The sequence below is a fragment of the Actinophytocola xinjiangensis genome (assembly GCF_001921215.1).
Classification (GTDB): domain Bacteria; phylum Actinomycetota; class Actinomycetes; order Mycobacteriales; family Pseudonocardiaceae; genus Actinophytocola; species Actinophytocola xinjiangensis.
Genome location: NZ_MSIF01000018.1, coordinates 138,478 through 158,920, shown reverse-complemented (window position 1 = coordinate 158,920; position 20,443 = coordinate 138,478). Strand labels below are relative to the sequence as shown.

At 71.4% G+C, this 20,443-nt stretch carries 17 protein-coding genes; 8 read left to right on the top strand and 9 right to left on the bottom strand.

Features of this window, described 5'->3' with window-relative positions; all coding sequences use genetic code 11:
• Positions 1-130: 130 nt before the first annotated feature.
• The 9 genes from BLA60_RS29700 to BLA60_RS29660 are packed head-to-tail and all read right to left on the bottom strand — an operon-like array spanning position 131 to position 11,425.
• The gene (locus tag BLA60_RS29700; RefSeq protein WP_075136326.1) at positions 131-436 is read right to left on the bottom strand and encodes a hypothetical protein; all 306 of its coding nucleotides are present in this window, start codon (positions 434-436) and stop codon (positions 131-133) included.
• Positions 433-1,905 carry a mannitol dehydrogenase family protein gene (locus BLA60_RS29695; RefSeq protein ID WP_075136348.1) on the bottom strand — a complete coding sequence of 491 codons (1,473 nt, stop codon included), beginning with the start codon at positions 1,903-1,905 and terminating at the stop codon, positions 433-435. The genes BLA60_RS29700 and BLA60_RS29695 overlap by 4 nt, the downstream gene beginning before the upstream one ends.
• The gene (locus tag BLA60_RS29690) at positions 1,905-3,485 is read right to left on the bottom strand and encodes an alkaline phosphatase D family protein (protein WP_075136325.1); all 1,581 of its coding nucleotides are present in this window, start codon (positions 3,483-3,485) and stop codon (positions 1,905-1,907) included. Before BLA60_RS29690 ends, BLA60_RS29695 begins: the two co-directional genes overlap by 1 nt.
• Before the next feature lie 6 nt (positions 3,486-3,491).
• Positions 3,492-6,281: a family 78 glycoside hydrolase catalytic domain gene (locus tag BLA60_RS29685; RefSeq protein WP_084735374.1), complete on the bottom strand. Its 2,790-nt coding sequence runs from the start codon at positions 6,279-6,281 to the stop codon at positions 3,492-3,494.
• A gap of 3 nt (positions 6,282-6,284) precedes the next feature.
• Positions 6,285-7,118, bottom strand: coding sequence for a carbohydrate ABC transporter permease (locus tag BLA60_RS29680; RefSeq protein WP_075136324.1), 834 nt, complete (start codon positions 7,116-7,118; stop codon positions 6,285-6,287).
• On the bottom strand, positions 7,115-7,996 hold the full coding sequence (locus tag BLA60_RS29675; protein WP_075136323.1) for a carbohydrate ABC transporter permease: 882 nt from the start codon (positions 7,994-7,996) through the stop codon (positions 7,115-7,117). Before BLA60_RS29675 ends, BLA60_RS29680 begins: the two co-directional genes overlap by 4 nt.
• Entirely contained in the window at positions 7,993-9,264 is a 1,272-nt protein-coding gene (locus tag BLA60_RS29670; RefSeq protein WP_075136322.1) for an ABC transporter substrate-binding protein, read from the bottom strand. The genes BLA60_RS29675 and BLA60_RS29670 overlap by 4 nt, the downstream gene beginning before the upstream one ends.
• A gap of 44 nt (positions 9,265-9,308) precedes the next feature.
• Positions 9,309-10,574 carry an FAD-dependent oxidoreductase gene (locus BLA60_RS29665; protein WP_154814703.1) on the bottom strand — a complete coding sequence of 422 codons (1,266 nt, stop codon included), beginning with the start codon at positions 10,572-10,574 and terminating at the stop codon, positions 9,309-9,311.
• On the bottom strand, positions 10,571-11,425 hold the full coding sequence (locus tag BLA60_RS29660) for an IclR family transcriptional regulator (RefSeq protein WP_084735373.1): 855 nt from the start codon (positions 11,423-11,425) through the stop codon (positions 10,571-10,573). Before BLA60_RS29660 ends, BLA60_RS29665 begins: the two co-directional genes overlap by 4 nt.
• A 472-nt stretch (positions 11,426-11,897) precedes the next feature.
• Between BLA60_RS29660 and BLA60_RS29655 the strand changes: the two genes are divergently transcribed.
• From BLA60_RS29655 to BLA60_RS29620, 8 genes are all read left to right on the top strand, one after another.
• The gene (locus tag BLA60_RS29655; protein WP_084735371.1) at positions 11,898-13,697 is read left to right on the top strand and encodes an eCIS core domain-containing protein; all 1,800 of its coding nucleotides are present in this window, start codon (positions 11,898-11,900) and stop codon (positions 13,695-13,697) included.
• Between the two features lie 86 nt (positions 13,698-13,783).
• Positions 13,784-16,000 (top strand): helix-turn-helix domain-containing protein, encoded by a 2,217-nt coding sequence (locus BLA60_RS29650; protein WP_075136319.1) that lies wholly within the window; start codon positions 13,784-13,786, stop codon positions 15,998-16,000.
• Positions 16,001-16,091: 91 nt separating this feature from the next.
• A complete protein-coding gene (locus BLA60_RS29645; protein WP_084735370.1) occupies positions 16,092-17,198 on the top strand; it encodes a WXG100 family type VII secretion target in 1,107 nt (368 codons plus the stop codon).
• Entirely contained in the window at positions 17,185-17,529 is a 345-nt protein-coding gene (locus BLA60_RS29640) for a hypothetical protein (RefSeq protein ID WP_075136318.1), read from the top strand. Before BLA60_RS29645 ends, BLA60_RS29640 begins: the two co-directional genes overlap by 14 nt.
• A complete protein-coding gene (locus BLA60_RS29635) occupies positions 17,526-18,269 on the top strand; it encodes an ESX secretion-associated protein EspG (RefSeq protein ID WP_245812213.1) in 744 nt (247 codons plus the stop codon). The genes BLA60_RS29640 and BLA60_RS29635 overlap by 4 nt, the downstream gene beginning before the upstream one ends.
• Positions 18,256-18,660, top strand: coding sequence for a YbaB/EbfC family nucleoid-associated protein (locus tag BLA60_RS29630; RefSeq protein WP_245812211.1), 405 nt, complete (start codon positions 18,256-18,258; stop codon positions 18,658-18,660). Before BLA60_RS29635 ends, BLA60_RS29630 begins: the two co-directional genes overlap by 14 nt.
• Complete coding sequence (locus BLA60_RS29625) at positions 18,657-18,986, top strand: type VII secretion target (RefSeq protein ID WP_075136316.1); 330 nt, start codon at positions 18,657-18,659, stop codon at positions 18,984-18,986. The genes BLA60_RS29630 and BLA60_RS29625 overlap by 4 nt, the downstream gene beginning before the upstream one ends.
• Positions 18,983-20,428: a WXG100 family type VII secretion target gene (locus BLA60_RS29620; RefSeq protein WP_075136315.1), complete on the top strand. Its 1,446-nt coding sequence runs from the start codon at positions 18,983-18,985 to the stop codon at positions 20,426-20,428. The genes BLA60_RS29625 and BLA60_RS29620 overlap by 4 nt, the downstream gene beginning before the upstream one ends.
• Positions 20,429-20,443: the final 15 nt, after the last annotated feature.

Genomic DNA, 20,443 nt, shown 5'->3' with positions numbered 1-20,443 from the left:
AGCAGATGCGGCTCCCGCCGCCCGCACACCTGGTCAACCGCGCAGTGCGTGATCCGCGGTTCGAGGAGCGGACGTCGGGCACGCTCGGTAGTCACAATGACGATGAACGGGTCTCACTCCCCGATCACGATCACCTGCCAACCCCGAGACCATGGCCGACGCCCGCCGCGACCCCGAGCAGTACGACCTGCTGCGCGACCGCATGGGCAGCTGGAGCGAGTACTTCGTCGTCCATGCTGATGGGGGACAGGGTCACCGCGCGCCGTGTTTCCGTGGTGAGCGGAAGTGTTACGGCTTCATCAGGTTGATCCTGGTGCACAGGCGTCGCGTCGCTCTTCTCCCGATGCAGGGACTGGTCGCCGATCTCCTCGACGGCGATCCTGGCGACGGTCCCTTGGCGGCCTCGATCCGTCGCGCCGGCGATGTCCCGGATCACCCCGTGCTCATCAGCCCTCGGAGGGTCGCGCGGGCGCCGTGGCGGTTGAGGGACTCGCGGGCCCGGAGGTACTCCGTGCTGAAGCGGTCGTCGTCAGCGAGGTCGCCGAACAGTTCGCGGTCGCGGAGGAAGGTCAGGCCGTCAGCGCGGGCCGCGGTTCGTAGGCGGGGGGCCAGGCGGTCCACCACCTCGATCGGTTGTCCCTGCTCGTCGACGGCTTCGGCGTAGCGCGCCCAACTCGCCACGATCGCCGCCGACAGGCGGATCTCGCCGCCTCGCTCGAGATTGGTGCGCACCACGGGCAACAGCCACTGCGGAATCCGGTCGGAGGACTCCGCGCACAGTCGGGCGACCGTGTCTCGTATGTGGATGTTGGAGAAACGCTCGATCAACGTGGTCTGGTAGGCGTCGAGGTCGACGCCGGGCACCGGGGGCAGGGTCGGCCTCGCCTCCCGGCCCATGTAGGCCAACAGAAACGACGAGAACAGCTCGTCGGAACAGACGTCGTGCACCAACCGGTACCCGGCCAGGTAACCGAAATAGCAGAGCGCCTGGTGGCTGGCGTTGAGCAGGCGGAGCTTCATCAGCTCGTACGGCGTGACGTCCGCGACGATCTGCGCCCCCACCTCCTCCCACGGCGGCCTCCCGCACGCGAACCGGTCCTCGATCACCCACTGGGTGAACGGCTCGCACACCACCGGCCACCGGTCCTCGACCCCGAACCCGCTGGCCAGCGACTCCCGGTCGGCGTCCGTGGTGGCCGGCGTGATCCGATCGACCATGGAGTTCGGGAACGGCACGTTCGCCCTGATCCACGCGCCGAGCGCGGCATCGCGGGCGGTGGCGAAGGCGACCAGCATCCGGGCCGCGACGTCGCCGTTGTGCGCGATGTTGTCGCAGCTGAGCACCGTGAACGGGCTGATCCCGCGATCCCTCCGCCGCCGCAGCGCCTCGGTCAGGTAGCCGAAGGCGGTGACCGGCAACGCGTTCTGGCCGAGGTCCGCGGCGATCCGCGGGTCCGACGGATCGAACTCGCCCGTGACCGGGTTGACGTGGTAACCGCCCTCGGTGATGGTGAGTGACACGATCCTCGTCGCCGGGTTCGCCAGCAGTTCGACCGCGGCCTGCTGGTCGTCCGACGCCAGCTGACAATCCACGACGGAGCCGATGATCCGCGGTTCCGTCGTCCCGTCGGGATGTTTGACCACCAGGGTGTAGAGACCGTTCTGCGCGGTCAGTGCGTCACGCATCCGGGCGTCGGACGGCAGCACACCCAGGCCCCGGATCGCCCAGTCGCGCGCGCGACCCTGCTCCAGCAGCCGGTCGAGGTACATCGCCTGATGGGCGCGGTGAAATCCGCCGACTCCGATGTGGACGATACCCGGCGTCAGTGTGGAACGGTCATAGCTCGGCACCGCGACCGAACGGTTCAGCCCGGACACGGTCGCGTCGGTCAGCGGGACAGCCATCACGCACCCACCCGATGTGCGACGGACTCACCGGACTCGACGACGAACGAGGCCCTGGTCGACACCGGAGCCCCCGGAGTGTCCACATAGGGCACAATGCGGAAGTCGGTGTGCATGTGCTCGTCGGTGAACCGGGTCACGGCGTACCCCCGCTGCGAGTTGACGAACTTCAGGTGCGGGTTCTCCCGCAGGTAGGTGTCGGTCGTGGAGTCCCGGTCGGCCCCGTTGCCGCCCGAGGAGATCGACGTGGTGACCACCTCGACGCCCACCCGCCGCGCGTCGGGGTCGTCGAAGTTCGTGGTGATCTCACTCATGAAGTGGCGGTGGATGTCGCCGGTGAACACCACCAGGTTCTCCACGTCCCGCACCGCGATCCCGCCGAGCAGCCGCTGTCGGGACGCCACGTAGCCGTCCCAGGTGTCCATCGACACGGTCTGCACCGGACCCGCGGTCACGTCCCGCTGCGTGAAGAAGACCTGCTGGCCCAGCACGTCCCAACGGGCATCGGAGGCAGCCATCCCGGCCAGCGTCCACGCCTCCTGGGCGTCGCCGAGTATCGTGCGCGCCGGGTCGAGCCGGGCCTCGCAGCCCGCCTGCCCGCCACCGCCGCACGCCTGGTCGTCCCGGTACTGGCGGGTGTCGAGCATGTGCAGGTTCACCAGACCGCCGTACCGCAGCCTGCGATACAGCTGGATGTCCGGCCCGCTGGGCACCGACGTGCGGCGCAACGGCATGTTCTCGTAGTACGCCTGCGCCGCCGCGGCACGCCGCGCCATGAAGCCCGGTTCTGGCACGCCCGGTTCCGTGCCCGCCCAGTCGTTGTCGATGTCGTGGTCGTCCCAGGTGACGATCCAGGGTGCGGCGGCGTGCGCGGCCTGGAGGTCCTGGTCGGTCTTGTACAGCGCGTGCCGCAGCCGGTAGCCCGCCAGATCCCGGCTCTCCTGGCCGACGTGCTGGCGTACGGGGTTCTTCGGGTTCGGCGCGTACTCGTAGATGTAGTCACCAAGGTGCAGCACCGCGTCGACCGGTTCGGTCGCCAGGTGGCCGTACGCGGTGAACAGCCCTTCCTCCCAGTGCGAACAGGACGCGAGCGCGAGGGCGACCGGGCCGCCGTCGGTGACGGCGGGTGCGGTTCTGGTGCGACCGACCGCCGAGAGATGCCTGCCCTGCCGGAATCGGTACCAGTAGTCCCGACGCGGATCGAGCCCGGCCACCTCGACGTGCACGCTGTGTGCCGCGTCCGCCCGTGCGGTCGCCGCGCCGGCCCGAACCACGCGGCGGAAGGACGGTTCGTCGGAGATCTGCCACGACACCACGAGGTCGCGCCCAGGCATGCCGCCGAAACCGTTGTCGGCCAGCGGGTCAAGCGCGAGCCGGGTCCAGAGCACGAACCCGTCCGGCGACGGGTCGCCCGACGCGATGCCGAGGGTGAACGGGTCACCCGGCAGGGCGCGGGAGCCCTGTGGCGCGGGCTCGGTGGCCCAGGCGTCGGCGCCGGCCAGCGTCGACCCGACGGTGAGACCGACGCCGACGCCCAGGCCTGCGGTGAGGATCGACCTGCGGGACAGGGAACTGTTCATGAGTCCTCAATCTCGTTGCGGGACAACGGGGTGGAGCGCCGTTCGAAGCTCGTCGGAGCCCGGGGCGGGACGATCGCGGGTCAGACAGGACACGAGTTCGGACGCGGGAGCGTCCAGGTACGGGGCCAGGCGCCTGGCCAGTTCCACCTCACCGGACACGACTTCCGTGGCACACGCGGCGGCGACCACGCTCGTCCAGGTGTCGACGTGGTCGAAGACGTCCCGGATCGTGCTCGTCGGCCCCGGCGGCCGCGGGACCGGCGTCGGATCGGGCAGCCGCCACTCGTACCGGCCGGGTCCGACGATCCGCCGGGCCGGCTCACCCGGCAGGTGGACGGTGGCGGTCGCACCGACCGGAACCGTCGCCAGCACCGTCAGCTGATCGCCGGTTCGCCGCCAGGACGCGTGTGCCTGGCCGTAGGGCGTGTGGTGTGTGGCGGAGGCGAAGTCGAGCTGGCGGGTGGGGGTCGGACGGATGAGGATGGCGCGGTAGCCGGGAGCGGCCGGCGCCAGCCCGGCGACACCGCGGTGCAGCCAGTCCGCGACCGCGCCGAGCGCGTAGTGGTTGAACGAGGTCATCGAACCGGGATTGATCGACCCGTCGGGCAGCATGCTGTCCCACCGTTCCCAGATCGTGGTGGCACCCATCGTCACCGGGTACAGCCACGACGGGCAGCCGGTCTGGGTCAGCAGTCGGTAGGCCAACTCCGACTGGCCGGCCGAGACCAGCGCGTCACAGATCAGCGGGGTGCCGACGAACCCGGTGCTGATCCGGAAACCGCTGGCGCGCACCAGATCCGCGAGCCGTGTACCCGCGTGGGCGCGCTGCGCCGCGCTGGGCAACAGGTTCCAGCACAGGGCCATGGCGTAGGCGGTCGGCGAGTCGCTGAGCACGCGACCGTGGGCCGTGACGTACTCGGCGGCGAACGCCTCGCGGACCGCGGCGGCGATCCCGCCGTACCGGGTGGCCGCGTCGGCCTCGCCGAGCACCGCCGACGCCAGCGCGAGGATCTCGGCGCTGTGTGCCAGGTGGGCGGTGGCCACGACGTCCGGGTGCGCCTTGGCCAACCCCGGCTGCTGTGGCGGCGCGTCGGGGTCCAGCCAGTCACCGTACTGGAACCCGCCGGTCCACAGATGGTTCTCGCCGGCGAGGGCGGCGAGGTGGTCCACCCAGGCGCACATGCTCGGCAACTGCCGGGCGAGCAGGTCGAGGTCACCGGTGCGCTGGTAGAGCGTCCACGGCAGCGCCACCGCGGCATCGCCCCACGCGGCCGCCGACGCACTGCGGTCGCGCAGCACGTCGGGCACGACGAACGGCACGGAACCGTCCTCGAGCTGGTCCGCGGCGAGGTCGGCGAGCCAGGAGGTGAGCATGCCGGCACAGTCGTACAGGAACGTGGCGGTCGGGCCGAAGACCTGGATGTCCCCGGTCCAGCCCATGCGTTCGTCGCGCTGCGGGCAGTCCGTCGGCACGTCGAGGAAGTTGCCGCGCATGCTCCACACCACGTTCTCGTGGAAGCGGTCGAGCGTCGGGCTGGACGAGGAGAACCAGCCGGTGCGGAGCAGGTCCGTGCCGATCACGACGGCCGTGACGTCCTCGGCGGCGATCGGCCCCGTTCCGGTGATCTCGGCGTAGCGGAAGCCGTGGAAGGTGAACAGCGGCTCCAGGGTCTCGTCGGTGTCACCCGCGAGCAGGTAGCTGTCGGTGGCCTTCGCCGAGCGCAGCGGGCGGGTCGCGAGTTCTCCGTTCTCCAGCACCTCCGCGTGCCGCACGGTCACCTCGTCGCCCGCGGCGCCGCGCACCCGCAGCCGTACCCAGCCGACCAGGTTCTGTCCGAAGTCGACGACCGTCCGGCCGGCCGGCGAGGTGGTGACGGTGACCGGCGCCAGCGTCTCGGTCGCCCGCACGGGTGGCCCGTCCGGTGCGACCAGCCTGGTCAGGTCCGCGTCGATCCGTTCGACCGCCGCCGGCCGGGCCGAGGGTGGGCGCAGATCGGTTCGCTGACCGTCGTAGAGGTCGTCGGCGAGGATGCCGCTCGGGGTCGCCACCCAGGTGTCGTCGGTGCCGTGAACGTGCCGCTCGCCGGTCGTGGTGGTGAGTTCGAGTTGGGCGAGCAGCGCCAGCCGGTCGCCGTAGAGCGCCCGTTGACCCCGCCACCCGAGTCTTCCCCGGTACCAGCCGTTGCCGAGCAGCACCGACAGGGTGTTGTCGCCGGGACACAGCAGTTCGGTGACGTCGTAGGTCTGGTAACGCAGCCGGTGGTCGTAGCTGGTCCAGCCGGGTGCGAACAGGTCCTGGCCGATCCGCACACCGTTGAGGAACGGCACGTACACACCGTGGGCGGTGAGGTAGAGCCGCGCGGCGGCGAGGTCCTCGGGCGCGGTGATCCGGCAGGTCAGCTCCGGGGACGAGGTGTCCGCCTCGCCGGTTGGCACGGGTGAGACGAACGCGGCGGACCAGTCGGCCGGCGTGAGCAGACCGGTCTCCACCTCCACCGGGTCGCTCCACGGCGACCACTCGGTGTCCCTGACCCTGACCCGCACCGTCACCCGCTCACGGGAGACCAGAGGTGTCGTCGGCCAGGGCACCAGCACCTGGTCGGCGGACCGGACGAGGTGGACCTGCCGCCCACCGGGGCCGGCGACCTCCACCTCGTAGGCGACCTGCCGGAACCCCGTGCCCGCGTCAGGGACGGTCCAGGACAGCCGCGGGCTCGCGACGCCGATCCCGAGAACACGTTCTCCGCTGGTCCAGTGTTCGACCCGTGGGCGCGTCGGTGTGGCGATGGCGCTCATCGGCTATCCCTTCAGTCCGCTGGCGAAACCACGCATCATTCGCTTCTGCAGCAGGAAGTACCCGACGAGAACGGGGAGGATGGAGATCATCATGCCGGCGAAGAGCAGGCCCCACTCGGTGGTGTACTCGCCACGGAACGAGTAGACGGCCGCCGGCAGCGTCTGCTGCGCACTCCCTCCGGTGTAGAGCAACGGCAACAGGAACTCGTTCCAGATGTTGATTCCGGACAGGACGATCACCGTGCCGGTGATCGGCCGGAGCATCGGGAACACCACGCGCCGGAACGCCGTCAGCGGTCCCGCGCCGTCCACATAGGCCGCCTCCTCGTACTCACGTGGCAGCGCACGGGTGAGGCCGGCGTAGAGGAAGACGGTGAGCGGCAGCTGCTGGCCGACCTGCGCGATGATCAGCGAGGTCCAGGTCCGCAACATGCCGGCGTCGTGCATGAGCTGGTAGAGCGGGACCATGCCCAGCTGGGTGGGGATCATCAAGCCCAGCAGGAACAGCACGAACAGGCCGAAACTGAGCCGGGTGGCCCGGCGGGCGAGCACGTACGCGGCGAACGAACCGAGCAGGACCAGCAGGGCGACGCTGATCACCGCCACGACGACGCTGCTCATCATCGCGCCGCCGAGCTCGGCCCGCCGCCACGCCTCGACATAGTTGTCCAGGCTGACCGAACTCGGCAGCGCGAGCGGTGAGGCCGAGGCCTCCTGGGGGTCCTTCAACGAGACGTTGAGGAACACGTAGGCGGGAAAGGCGAAGGCGAGCGCGACGAGGACCATCACGAGCTCGCCCGCGCCGAGCCGGAGCAGCCGGGGTTTGCTGGCCCTCATGTCCGCACCTCGAAGCGGCGCGTGGCGCCGAGCTGGACCAGGGCGAACGCCGCGACCAGCATGGTCAGCACCAGGGCGACCGCAGCGCTGTAACCGAACTGTCCGGAGACGAACGCCTCCTTGTACATGGTCAGGGAGAGGGTTTCCGTGGCGTAGCCAGGACCGCCTCCGGTCATCACGAAGACCTGGTCGAAGACCTTGAGGCTGGAGATCAGGGTCAGCGAGACCACGATCGTGGTGGCCGGCATCAGCAGGGGAAGCGTGACGCCACGCAACCGCCGCCACCAGCCGGCCCCGTCGATGGCCGCCGCCTCGTTGAGCTCGACGGGGATCCCCTCGAGCCCGGCCAGGTAGATGATCATCGTCAGGCCGACGTTCTGCCAGACGATCACCCCGACCACGCTCCACAACGCGACGGAGGAGTCGCCGAGCCAGTTCTGCGCCAGTCCGCCAAGGCCGAGGTTCCCGAGCACCTCGTTGACCGGCCCGCTGGGGGTGAGCAGGTACTGCCAGAGGAACCCGATGATCACCGGTGGCAGCACGGCGGGCAGGAAGAACAGCGTGCGCAACACGTTACGGGTCGCGAGGCGGGTGTGCAGCGTGATGGCCAGACCCAGTCCGAGCACGGTCTGCACGATCGTCACCGCCACCGCGAGGACGACGGTGTTGCGCAGCGCCGCCATCGCGTCCGGGTCCTCCAGAATGGCACCGAAGTTCGCCAGACCCGTCACGTTCGCGCCGTCCCGGGAACCCGTCCAGTCGGTGAACGCGTACACCCCGCCGGCGATGGTCGGATAGATGACCACCACGCCGTACACCACCAGGGCGGGTACGAGAAACCAGTACGGAAACCGTTGCCGGGACCGTCCCAGGGTCACGGAGTCCCCTTGTCGAACTCGGCGTCCAACTGGCCAAGCAGGTCCGGGATGCCGATCTCGTCGGCCAGCAGCTGTTGCCCGCTCTGCAGCAGCCGCTGCTGGGTGTCTCCGTTGGGCCACAGGTAGTTGGCGAAGGGCGTGGTGCGCTTGTCCTTGACGTAGGACAAGACCGGTTCGAGCGAGTCCAGCTTGGCGTCGTCGACGACATCCAGGGCCGGCAACATCCCCAGTGTCTCTACATAGGACTTCACGTTGGCCGGCTCGGCGAGGAAGTCGAGGAACTCGTTGACCTGGTCGAGGTTGTTCGTGTTCTTGTTCACCGCGAGGAAGTCCGGAGCGACCGGCAGCCGGGTCTCGGTGGCGTCGTCGGTGGCTGGTAACGCGAAGACGCCGAAGTCGGCGGCACCGCCCTCGGAGCCGTCGAACAGCGCGGGCAGACCGGAGGACACCATGAGCTGCATCGCCGCCCTTCCCTGGGCCACGTCGGCCGTCGACTGGTCCGAGGAGACGCCGTTGGCCTGTGGCGTCATGTACTCGCGCAACGCCAGGAACTTCTCGAAGGTCGTGGTCCACGCCGCGTGATCGGCGAAGTCGACCTCACCGGCGAGCATCCGGTCGTTCAGGTCCGCCTCCGGTCCGTACACCAGCGACGCCGCCAACGCGTAGACCCAGAACTGCAGGTAGACACCGCCGGTGAACCCCGCGGAGATCGGCACGACGCCCGCGGCCCTGAGCCTGTCGCACGCGGTGAGCAGCTCACTCCAGGTCCGCGGCGGTTCGACCCCGGCCTCGGCGAACACCTTCTTGTTGTAGGCCATCACGATCGCGTTCTGTCCGACGGGGAAGCCGTACACCTTGTCGTCCACACTGGCCAGTCCGCGCATGTCGGCCGACATCGACTTCGTCCAGTCCGCGGTGGACAGATCGGCCAGCTCCCCCTGACCGCCGAGCACGCCAACCGCAACCGGGCTGCTCAGACCGGGCGAGACGCGGAAGATGTCGGCCGCCGTGCCCGAGGTCAGCTGCACCCGCAACTGCTCGTTGAGGTCCGCGGTCGGCGCCGCCGTCAGGTCGAAGGTCACGCCGGCGGACTGCTCGAACTTCGGGTGGAGCGAGGAGAGACCGAGTTGCTGCTCGGTGCTGACGAACGCGCTGACCTTGCCGGACGCGCCGGCGTCCTCGTCGTCGGAGTTGACGAAACCACACCCGGCGGCGGTCAGCACGGTGGCGAGGGCCACCGCGAGCGTCCGTTTGGTCGAAGGACTCATGGCTACTCCTGGAAATGTGATGCGTGGTGTGTTGGCAGGCGCGGTCAGTCGCCGGGAACGATGGCGCCCTGCTCGCGCAGGGTGCTCCTGATCTCGGCCACGCCCACCTCGAGAAGGTCGCGGTCGTGCTGGGCGGCCAGCGCCGCGTTGACGCCGGCCGCCTGGCCCATCGCCATGCAGGAGGCCTGGACCCGGTACGCGGAGTTGGCTTCCTGGTCACCGCTGACGGATCGGCCGGCGACGATCAGGTTGGTCGCGCCGCGAGGGATCATCGCGGCACGCGGGATGGTGGGAACGACGCCGTGACGCAGCGGCCGGATGTCGATGCCGTCCCCGTCCGGGTCGTGCACGTCGATCGGGTAGAAGCTGTAGCTGAGCGCGTCCGGCCAGACCCGACCGCTGGTGTAGTCGGCGGCGGTGATCCTGGCGAGACCGTCGATCGTGTACGACTCGCGGATCCCGCACTCGACCGCCCATCGCTGGATGGTCAGGTCGTGCAGCCCGGGCTGCTGTCGGAAGAACCGGAAGATCCGCATCATGGCCCGGCGGCCCGCCACCTCGGCCGCGGTCCGCTCGCCGCTCGTGCCGCTGGTGGCGCCGTTGATGTGGATCCGGTTCTCCCCTCCCGTGCGCAGGAAGGCGGCGACCGGGTCGCTGCCGCCGGCCAGGTCCTCGGGGAGCAGGGAGCCGTCGGCGACGGCCGCCTCGTAGGCCGACCTCAGCGCCGGGTGGTCGAGCGCGTCGTTGTCGTACCCACCGAATCGGACCATCAGGGTGCCTGGCTGCCGCTTCTCGTTCACCAGCCGGGTGAACCCCGCGCGCGCCACGACATCGGCGTCGCCGGTGCAGTCGACCAGGCACGCGGCGGTGACCTCGACCAGGCCTTCCTTGGCGCACAACGTGACACGCCACCGGTCCCGCTGACGGACGACCGTCGCGAACATGGTGTGCAGCAGCAGGTCGACGCCGGCGGAGGCGACGAACTCGTCGATGACCGCGGCCAGGACCGCCGGGTTGACCGGCACCTGGAGCCGGTAGTGCGGCTGGTCCCAGGCGGTGAAGTCGGGCAGAGGTATGCCGGCCCGCTCGGCGCTGTCGCGCACCGCGTCCCAGCCGATCCCGCCGATGACCTGCTTGCCCCAGGCGTGGTAGAGGCCTGGCAGCGCCACCCCGGCGACGGTGGTGGTGCCGCCGAGCGCGCCGTTCTTCTCCACGAGCAGGGTGCGTGCGCCCAACCGTGCGGACTGGACGGCGGCCGGCCACCCGGCGGGCCCGCCGCCGACGACCACGACGTCGTAGTGCCTGGTCACGGCGTTCCCCAGGACCCGGCGGGGCGGCCACCCATGATCGCGGAGAGTTCGGCCGCGGCGTCGCAGACCGCCTTGCGCATCGCCTCGGCGTAGTCGGGGCTGTACCGGGCGGCCGGGTAGCCGACGGCGAGCGCGGCGGCGGCCCGACCGGACTGGTCCCACACCGGGGCGGAGACCCCGCACACGCCGATGGCGCCTTCCTCGACGTTGGTGGCGTAGCCGTCGGCCCGGACCTCGCGGAGTTCGTCCTGCAACGTCTCGGTCAGCGGCCGCGGATGCGCGGCGAAGTACTCCCAGTCGGCGTTGCGGCGCATCGCGGACAGCTCGTCGGGCTCCAGCGCGGCGAGCAGCACCTTGCCGGCGGCGGTCTTCTCCAGGGGCACCAGGGAGGCGTCGTTCGCCCGGCCGCTGGGGTTGATGTTGAGCAACTGCGGGCTGACCAGCACCGCGATGTTCACCCGTCTGGCGCCCTGCAGGACGGCGAGGTGCACCGTTTCGGCGGTCTGTTCCCACAGCGCGCGCATGACCGGGGCGGAGACGACGGTCAGGTCGGTCTGGGCGAGGTACATCTGGTTGAGCGTGAAGACGCGGGCGCCGAGCCGGTAGTAGCGGGACCGTTCGTCCTGGGCGACCAGGCCGTGCGTCACGAGGGCGGCGAGGATCGTTCTGCCGGTCGACTGGTGCAGGCCCACGGTCTGGCAGAGCTCGCGCAGGGCGGCGCCGCCCGGGCCCGAGCGTGCGACCGCGTCGAGCAGGGCCACCGACCGGTCAAGCGCCTGAATCTGACTCCGTGGCCCGACCGCGGTGATCTGATCTTTGGTCGTGCTCGTCACGTCAGTTGGATCAGACACGCAGACACTCCGTTATGTCGCACACCGTTCGACCTCGTCAGGCAGGAATTTAGATACGCCCCCGTCAGGGGTCAACGACCGAGACGGAACAGAGACATCTGATGATGATGTCGAACACGTGGCGACAATGTCGAGACGAGCGCGGGTGGCGTGGGCCGTGACGGAAGGGTGACGATGTGGTCGCGACGGTGCGGTACTCGCGCACGAGATCCGTGGTGCACGGCTGCTCGTGCTCGACCAGGCCGCGACCGCGATCCCCGACTCGGCCGTCGACGAGGTCGCCGCGGCGATGCTCGCGTTGTAGGCGGTCGTTGCCCGAAGGGGCGAACGCCACTGCCTCGGTGGCACTGCCCGCACCGGGATCGGTTCTGGTAGTCAGTGGTAGGTGCGTGAACGCGACCTGCCGGAGGAGTCCCAGCGGCGATCCCCTGCCGCGCGGGCGGATCAGCACGACAGTCCACAACGGACTGACATGCTCGATCTACAGCGGACGGTGGGCAACCGTGCGGTGGCCAGGATGGTCGAGTCCGAGCGGAACGCGTCGGTGCGCGACGTCCTGAGCTCGCCCGGACGTCCGATGGACGCGGCCCTGCGCCAGGAGATGGAAGCCCGGCTGGGTGCGGACTTCTCCCGCGTCCGGGTGCACGACGACCCGGCGGCGCGGCGCTCCGCGGCGGAGGTCGGGGCGCGGGCGTACACGTCGGACAACCACGTCGTGATCGGTCACGGCGGTGCCGACAAGCACACCTGGGCGCACGAGCTGACCCACGTGGTCCAGCAGAGCGTCGGCCCGGTGCCCGGCACCGAGACCGCCGACGGCCTCAGGATCAGCGACCCCGCCGACCACGCCGAACGCGAGGCCGAACACGTTGCCACCCAGGCGATGTCCGGCGCGCCGCCATCGCCCACCACCCCACCGCCGGGCCTCTCGCACGACGGCGTGCACACGGTGCAGCGCACCGACGACCCGCCCCAGTCGGCCGCGGACGGTCTCCAGGCCTACCTCGCCGGCTGGATGGACACGTCCGCGGTGTCGGCCGTCCGCCGCTCCAGCGCGCTCAAGGCCATCGACGTGGCCGTGCGGGCGTGGCTGGGTGGCGGCTACGCCATGCAGGGCAACCTGGACGCCAACCGGAACGAGCTCAACGCCGTACTGGCCGCCATCACCGCTTGGCGCGCCACGAAAACCGAGAAAAGCAAACGCGACGACGCCATCAACGAACTGGAGGCGAAGGTAGGCGCCGCGCTCGCCGAGGTCGACGCCCGGCAGCGTCGCCGGACCGAGCAGGAGCAGCTGAAGGCGAAGTACTCGGTCCTCGATCCACGGCTGGTGGGCTACGCCGCACGACCCTCCCAGGGAGTCACGGTCGACCCGGACAACAACCGGATGCACGAGGCTCTCATCGACCACGACGACCAGGGCCGGTTGACCGAGCAGGCCCTCGCCATCCTGGACCAGCTCGCGAGCGAACGGCTGGAGGACCAGCTCACGATCGCCGGCCGGGGTGAGGTGACCGCGCAGGGCGTCACCGAGGAGCGGACCCGTGAGCTCATGAAGGAGCACCCGAACCCGGTCACCGGCGGGACCCAGTTCCCGGAAGTGGAGTCCTACCTGGCCAGCGGGGCCGGCGAGTCCGGTACCGACACGGCGCTCCCCGACAACCAGGAGACGGTGGTCCGAGACGTGGGGGACACCCGGGTCACCATCCACTGGGACCGCACCGACGCCCTCAAGGAGAAGCGGGTGACCATGCTGGAGGGCGCGATCCGCAAGGTGCTGGAAGCCGGCTTCCCCCTGCCGAACCTGACCGTGCACCTCCCCAGGTACGGCCGGCGACTGACCATCACGACCGACGGAATCCTCGACGCGGGCGGTCGCAAAGCTCAACGCGCCGAGTACATCCCCACCGACAACGTGGTCGCCAGCCCCGAAGGAGTCGGCAACCCACTGACCAAGTCCGGCGATCCGGACTACTTCCTGTCCACCCAGGTTGCCCCCGAAGGAACCGGAACAATGGTGCACGAACTGGGTCACTTCCTGCACTACCAACTGAACCGAGGCCGCTACCACGACCTGAACTTCACCCAGTTCGCCCCCGGCAGGGGCCGCACCGCCACCGCCGTGAGCGGCTACGCCACGGAAAACCCCCGCGAGTTCGTCGCCGAGGTCTTCCTGGGTCGCGTCTACGGCCGCACCTACGACGAGTCGGTCCTGGAAATGTACGAGGCCCTGGGCGGCCCCGAACCATCAGAGGCACCCACCACCACCTGACCGCACCGGCGGCTCCGGCCGGAACCGGCGCCGGTGTTCATCCGAAAGGCGACCGGTAGCCGACCGCGTTCGCTAGGGTGCGATGCGTGACGGTCCAGTTCACCGCACTGCTCCGGCGGCTGCGGCGCGAGGCGGGGTTGACACAGGAGCATCTGGCGGAACGCACCGGCCTGGCCGTGCGGACCATCGGCCGGCTGGAGTCCGGGGCGAGTGCCAACCCCCAGTTGGACACGGTGCGGCTGCTCGCCGACGGGCTCGGGCTCGAGCCGGACGTGCGGGCCACGTTCCTCACCGTCGCGGGCGGACAGGAGCCCGTCGAACCCGAGGAGCCGGACGGACCCGCCGGGCCGGTCGAGGTCGTCGAGCGGCGGCCGGAGTCGGCGCTGGAACGCCTGCTCGCCGACGCCGCCGACGACCTCGCGCACGCCGTCCACGCGCGCCTCAAGAAAGAGGAGGAACTGCGGCGCATCCACGACCCGTTCCCCCTGCCCGTCCGGTGGCAGCCGGCGCCCGACGGGGTCATGGACCAGTGGGCCAACATCCGCCGGGTCCCGCACGGCGAGGCGGCGCCGCTGGACCTGGCCGGGCGGCTGCCCGAGATCGTCGAGATCTACCGGCGTATCCCGTCGGGGCGGCTGGTGGTGCTGGGTCGGGCGGGGTCGGGCAAGTCGGTCCTGGCCGCGCGGTTCGTCCTGGACCTGTTGCGGACCCGAGGACGCTGTGACGCCGTGCCGGTCGCGCTGGGGATCGCGTCCTGGAACCCGACCACCACGACCTTCCGCGACTGGCTGGTCGGGCAGTTGCTGCGGGACCATCCCGGTCTGGCCGCACGCGGCCCCAACCGGTCGAACCTGGCGACCGCGCTGGTCGACGCCGACCGGATCCTGCCGGTGCTGGACGGCTTCGACGAACTCGCCGTCGGCCAGCACCGGCGTGCGCTGGACGCGCTCAACACCACCGACCTCCCGCTGCTGCTGACCAGCCGGCCCGGCGAGTACCGGGACGTCGCCAGCGTCGACGCGCTGACCGCCGCGGCGGCGATCCGGCTGACCGACCTGGTCGTGGCCGACCTGGTCGACTACCTGCCGAGGACCACCCGCCGGGGCGCGGGCGGCACCGTGTGGGACCCGGTCCTCGCCCAGTTGCGCGACCACCCAGAAAGGCCGGCCAGCACCAACCTCCGCACCGTGCTGACCACCCCGCTGATGGTCGGTCTCGCCCGCGCCGTCTACAGCGACGCGACCGGCCCCGACCCGGCGGAGCTGCTGGACACCACCCGGTTCGGCAGCCAGCACGAGATCGAGGACCACCTGCTGAGCCGGTTCATCCCCACCGTCTACCTCGACCAGCGGTCCCGCTGGGACGCCGGGCGGGCGCGGGCCTGGCTCGGGTACCTCGCCCGCCACCTCGACCGGCTCGGCACCCACGACCTGGCGTGGTGGCGCCTGGGCGTCACGATGCGCCGGCGCACCCGCATGACGGTCGTCGGGCTGGTCTGCGGGCTGGCCGTCGGCCTGTCGACCGGGGCGATGACCTGGCTGGTGGAGGCGCTCAACGGGGGAAGCGGGCTGGCCGCGCTGCTGACCACCGGCGGGTACTGGCTCGGGTTCGGCCTGGCCACCGGACTCGCCCATGGAGTGGGGATCACGCTGGGCAGCGGGGCGTTCGAGCCGTCCCGGGTCCAGCTGCGCGCCAGCGGCGGGTCCCGGCACCTGCGGGCGAGATTCGGTCCACGGGCCCTGATCGGGCTGGGCGGCGGGGTCGGTCTCGGGCTGGTGCTGGGGCTCGTGGGCGCCGCCGGCATCCCCCCGATGGGCCTGCCGGGGGCCGGGTTCCTCGGCGGCCTGGCCGCCGGGACCGCCCTGGGGACGCTGGCCGGTCTCGGCTGGGGCCTGCTCGCGGGCCTGGAGACGACGGTCGACCTCACCTCCGCCGTCGGCCCCGCCGACACGCTGCGCACCAACCGGCTGGTCGTGGTCGTCGAGTTCCTCGGCCTGGGGCTCGTGCTCGGGCTCGCCCACCTGCTGATGACCACGCTCACGCTCGGCTACCTGTTCCCCACCGGGCTCGTCCTGGACCTGGTGCTGGGACCGGTGATCGGGCTCGCGATCGGGATCGGGATGACCGCGTGGGGGCAGTGGCTGATCTTCGCCAGGATCTGGTTGCCGCTGACCGGCCGGTTGCCGTGGTCGGTGGCCGCCTTCCTCGACGACGCGTGCCGGCGCGGGGTGCTGCGTCAGGTCGGGGCGGTGTACCAGTTCCGCCACGCCCGGCTCCAGGCGCACCTGGCCAACACCGCCTGACCTGCGGTTTCGCCCGACCGGACACAGAAGTCCGGTGGATGACCGATGCGGGTCGTGGCCATCGGGGCCGGGCGGCGAGATCGTCGGTGCCGTGTTCGAGACTGTCGAGGACCTCGTGGGAGTGGTCACCGGACTGGTGAGTCCGGACGGGCCGCTCGGGACGTTGGCACTGACGTTGACCGACGCGCTGGACAGCGTGTGGGCGGCCTTGTTCGGCGCGTCGACCGTGTCCGGCGGAACGAACTGGAACGCCTACAGCCACCAACAGCTCTACGACATGATCTGGAAGGGCGCCGACGTCGGCGAGGTGAGCGCCGTCGCCGCCGAGTGGGGCCGGCACAGCGTCGCGCTGGCCGCCTTCGCCGACGAACTGCGCCGGGAGGGCGCCGCGCTCCGGTCGAACTGGCAGGGCCGGGCCGCCGACCTGGCAGCCGACCGGCTCGACGAACTGTCCGACCGGATCTGGAACACCGGCGCCCGGGCGGGCACGGTCCAGAAGGCGGCCGGTGAGGCCGGCGACGCGCTCGCCCTCGCGCGCAACACCATGCCCCCGCCGCCGCCGGACCCGATGACGATCGCGACCAGCGCCGTGGGCGCCGGGCCGATCTCGCCGGTGGAGGCGGTGCTGGTGGGTGGCCTGCGGGTGTTCACCGCCGACGCCGTGGCCGGCGCGTCCAAGGCCGACGCGGTGCGGGTCATGCAGCGCTACGAGCAGAGCCTGCTCAGCAGTGCCAACCAGGTCGTGCCCGCCGGCCCCGACGCGACCACGTCCAGGACCTACCGGGCGGACGGGGTGGCGGGGGCGTCGACCAGCCCGTCCTCGGCGATCACCGGCGGCCCGTCGGGGGGCTCGTCCGGAAGCGGCGGCGGGGTGCCGTGGTCGCGGCTGGTCGGCGGCACGGGCACGCCTGGTTCCGGTGGGCCTCCCGGGGCGTTGGTCGGCAGCGCCCCGGGAGGCGTCGGGCAGGTGCTGGCGGCCGAGCGCGCCGCGCTGTCCGAGGCGATGCGACGAGGAATGGGCGCCGGGGGCTTCATGGGTCCGATGGCCGCCCCGATGCGCGGCGACGAGGACCGGGACAGGTCGTACCAGACCCGGTTGCCCAACGTGGACAACCGGCTCTTCGCGGTGGACGAGCGCAGCAGCGCCGCGGTGATCGGCGACGTGACGGACAGGGAGCGCGACAGTGGTCTCCAGTAAGCCAACCGGCGACGACTTCGAGGTGCTGGCCGAGGAGCTGACCGGACAGATCAGGGCGCTGGTCGGCATCGGCGGCGAGACCAACGGCCTGGTCTCCACGGCGCGGCTGCTCGCCGAACGCCAGCCGCCGCTGGGAACCGCGCCGCCCGCGCTGCAACTGGCGATGCGGCTGCTCGAGGCGGCCGGCCCGTCCGGGCTCACCGGCGAGGTGAGCGCCGCCGACACCGAACTGGCCAGCTACCACCGGGCGCTGGACGCCACCGTGCGGCACTACCAGAGCGGCGAGACCGAGGCCTCGTTGCGGTTCACCGACGAGGAGACCTCGACGTGAGCGCCGCGCCCGTGGCCGCGACCCGCACCGGGCACGACGGTGTCCTGTTCGGACTCGTGGAGTTGGACCTGCTCGCCGCGCACGCCGGGGCGCGGTTCCCGTTCCCGTTGCGGGTGCCGGAGTTCGGCCGGATCGCCGACGAGCGGGCGGTGTTGTTGGCGGCGGCCGGCGTGACCATGCGGGCCAGGGGGCTCGCCGGTGAGCGCGGCCCGCTGGGTGTCGCGGCGGAGGTGGTCACCGCGTTGCGGGAGTGCCGGGGCTCCGTCGACCTGGTGCTGACCGGTCCGGGGGAGGCCCTGGGGGTGGCGGCCATCGTCTACCGGTCCTGGGCGTTGCTCTGCCGTCAGTCGCTCACCGGCGACCCGGCGACCACCGGGGTGCGGATCCGGCGGGTCGCCCAGAACGCGCTGGTCGACGAGCTGCTCAGGATCGTGCCCGACGTGCGCGGCGTGGTCACCATGCCGATCACGCTGCCGCCCGACGGCGGCGACCCGTTCGCGCTCGACGAGATCGGTGCCGTGCTTCCCGAACTGCTCGGCGCCGGACAGCTGGGCGCCACCCACCGCGTCGGCGGCCGGGCCGAACTCGAACTGTCCTGGTTGGACGGTCCACGTGGCAGGGTGCGGGTGGATCGGGGAGACGACGGGTGGGTCAGCGTCAACTCGTTGACCCGCAACGAAATGCGCTATGCGCTCAGCAATGTGGCCATGGTCGCCAGAAGGGAACATGATGGATCCTGAACAGTGGCTCGCGCAGTACGACAAGCGGCTGGCCGAGGTCGCGTCGCGCGCCAAGGACGCCAGCGCGCGCCTGCGACAGGTCGGCGGCACGGCGTCCTCGCCGCGCGGCGAGGTCACCGTGAGGGTCAGCGCCAGCGGCACGCTGGAGGATCTCACCCTCACACCCGCCGCCCGGGGCCTGGAGTCCGACGAGCTGGCGCGGCTGATCCTGGACACCACCCGCCGGGCGCGGCGCGAGGTCAGCGTCCAGATCGACGGCCTCTCGACCCGGTACCTCGGTGAGGGCCCCGCGCTCGAGGTGATCAGGCAGCACCTGCCGGCCGGTGTGCCGGCGGGCAACGACCCAGACGACGACGACTACTTCGCCAACCCGCCGGAGATCACGCGATGACCTACGCGACCAACGCCCAGTTCGACGTCGACACCGACCAGCTCCGTGGCCACGCCGGCAACCTCGGTGACGTCGCCGACGAGCTGTCCGCGATCGGCGGCCGGCTGCCCAGCGGCCTGGCCGACCTCGCCCTCGGCCTGTTCACCCAGTTCCTGACCGCCGGCCTGCAGGGCGCCATGACCCAGGTGGCGAACACGGTCACGGACGCGGCGACGTCGGTGGCCGAGATGAGCACCGGCATGTCCCGCACCGCCGCCGGCTACCAGTACACCGACGAGAACAACGACGCCACCCTGACCGATCTGAACCGGGAGCTTCCCCGATGACCGACCTGAACACCGCCCAGATGGTCACCGACCTGCGGGAGACCGACGCCGCCGTGCGCGCCAACGGGTGGGTCGCGCCGGGGCTTGGCGTGCCGGGCGCGCCGTTGGGCCTGCTGAGCAGCCTGGGCACCCCGTTGTCCGGGCTCGCGGCGGCCGGCCTGTCCTGGTTCATGCCGCTCGTGTCGTTCCTCGACGAACCGCTCAAACAGCTCCAGGGCGGCAACCCGTCCTCGGTGATGTCCGGGGCGCAGGACTTCGGTTCGGCGGGCGGGGACATCGCGCGGGTCGCCGGCGACTACCGGGCCTCGACCAGCGCCCAGACCTCCGACTGGTCCGGCGACGCCGCGACGCGGTACCGCGAGTCCGGTGCGGTGCACGCCGAGGGCGTCGAGGGGCTCGGCGAGGCGAGCAACACGGTGGCCAGCTCGATCATCGGGGCCGCCCAGGTGGTGGCCCAGGCCATCGCCGAGATCACCGAGCTGATCGCCCAGGCCGTCGCCCAGATCGTGCCGATCCTGACCCAGGCGATCGCGCGGGCGGGGGAGACCTTCGGCCAGAGCGTGGTGGAGGCCATCCCGCCGTGCGTGGGGATCGCCGTGGAGTACGCGCTGCGGATCGCCGCGAAACTGGCGGCGCTGGTGGCCAGCGGGGACAACCTGCTCAAGCTCGTGAAGGGCGGCATGGCCGTCGTGGAGCTGTTGCGGACCGCGATGGACAGCATCAGCCGCACCAGTGTCGCCACCGAGGCCTCCGGTGAGGACGCGGCCGCGCGGCCGGGTGGCGGGGCGGCGTCCGCGCCGGTGCCGGACACCCCGGTGGTCGCCGGGGACACCTCGCCCTCGGCGGCGTCCTCCTCCGGAGGAGGCGGCGGGGACGCCTCGGGCTCGCCGGCCTCCGCCCCCGGCGGGTACGGCGGCGGGTCCGTCCCGAGTGGACTGTCGGCGCCGGTCGGTACGAGCGGCACCACCACGTCCGGCCTCACGCCGCCGCCGCCCGGCGCCGCGCCGGACGTGTCGCGGGCGGCCGGGCACACCGGTGGTGGCGCGGCGCCCACGGCCGGTGGCTTCGGCGGTGGCTACGGCGGTGGTGTCCCGGCGGGCGCCGGTGCCGCCCGCGCGGGCCACGCCCGCGGTGGCGCGCTCCAGGGCGGCAGCCAGCAGCAGGCGGTCCGCACGCCCTTCGGCGGGGCCGTGCCCGGCGCCGTCCCGGCGGGCGGGATGCCGATGGGCGGCGGTCTCATGGGCGGCGCTCGACCGGCCGGCGGCGCCGACGCGGACCACCAGCGCAGGTATCCGCTGGTCGAGCAGCGCCATGACGAGGTCTTCGACCTCGGCCGGGTCCTGCCCGAGGACGTCGAGCAGGAGGTGCCGGCCGCCGAGCCGGTGGCCGAGAACCCCGACGACGTGTACTTCACCAACCCGCCGGAGATCACCCGGTCCTGACCGCTGGAGATGGCC

Coding starts and splice junctions, on each gene's coding strand:
- BLA60_RS29695 (WP_075136348.1), bottom strand. CDS start 1,905: ATGGCTGTCCCGCTGACCGACGCGACCGTGTCCGGGCTGAACCGTTCG.
- BLA60_RS29690 (WP_075136325.1), bottom strand. CDS start 3,485: ATGAACAGTTCCCTGTCCCGCAGGTCGATCCTCACCGCAGGCCTGGGC.
- BLA60_RS29685 (WP_084735374.1), bottom strand. CDS start 6,281: ATGAGCGCCATCGCCACACCGACGCGCCCACGGGTCGAACACTGGACC.
- BLA60_RS29680 (WP_075136324.1), bottom strand. CDS start 7,118: ATGAGGGCCAGCAAACCCCGGCTGCTCCGGCTCGGCGCGGGCGAGCTC.
- BLA60_RS29670 (WP_075136322.1), bottom strand. CDS start 9,264: ATGAGTCCTTCGACCAAACGGACGCTCGCGGTGGCCCTCGCCACCGTG.
- BLA60_RS29655 (WP_084735371.1), top strand. CDS start 11,898: ATGCTCGATCTACAGCGGACGGTGGGCAACCGTGCGGTGGCCAGGATG.
- BLA60_RS29630 (WP_245812211.1), top strand. CDS start 18,256: ATGATGGATCCTGAACAGTGGCTCGCGCAGTACGACAAGCGGCTGGCC.
- BLA60_RS29625 (WP_075136316.1), top strand. CDS start 18,657: ATGACCTACGCGACCAACGCCCAGTTCGACGTCGACACCGACCAGCTC.
- BLA60_RS29620 (WP_075136315.1), top strand. CDS start 18,983: ATGACCGACCTGAACACCGCCCAGATGGTCACCGACCTGCGGGAGACC.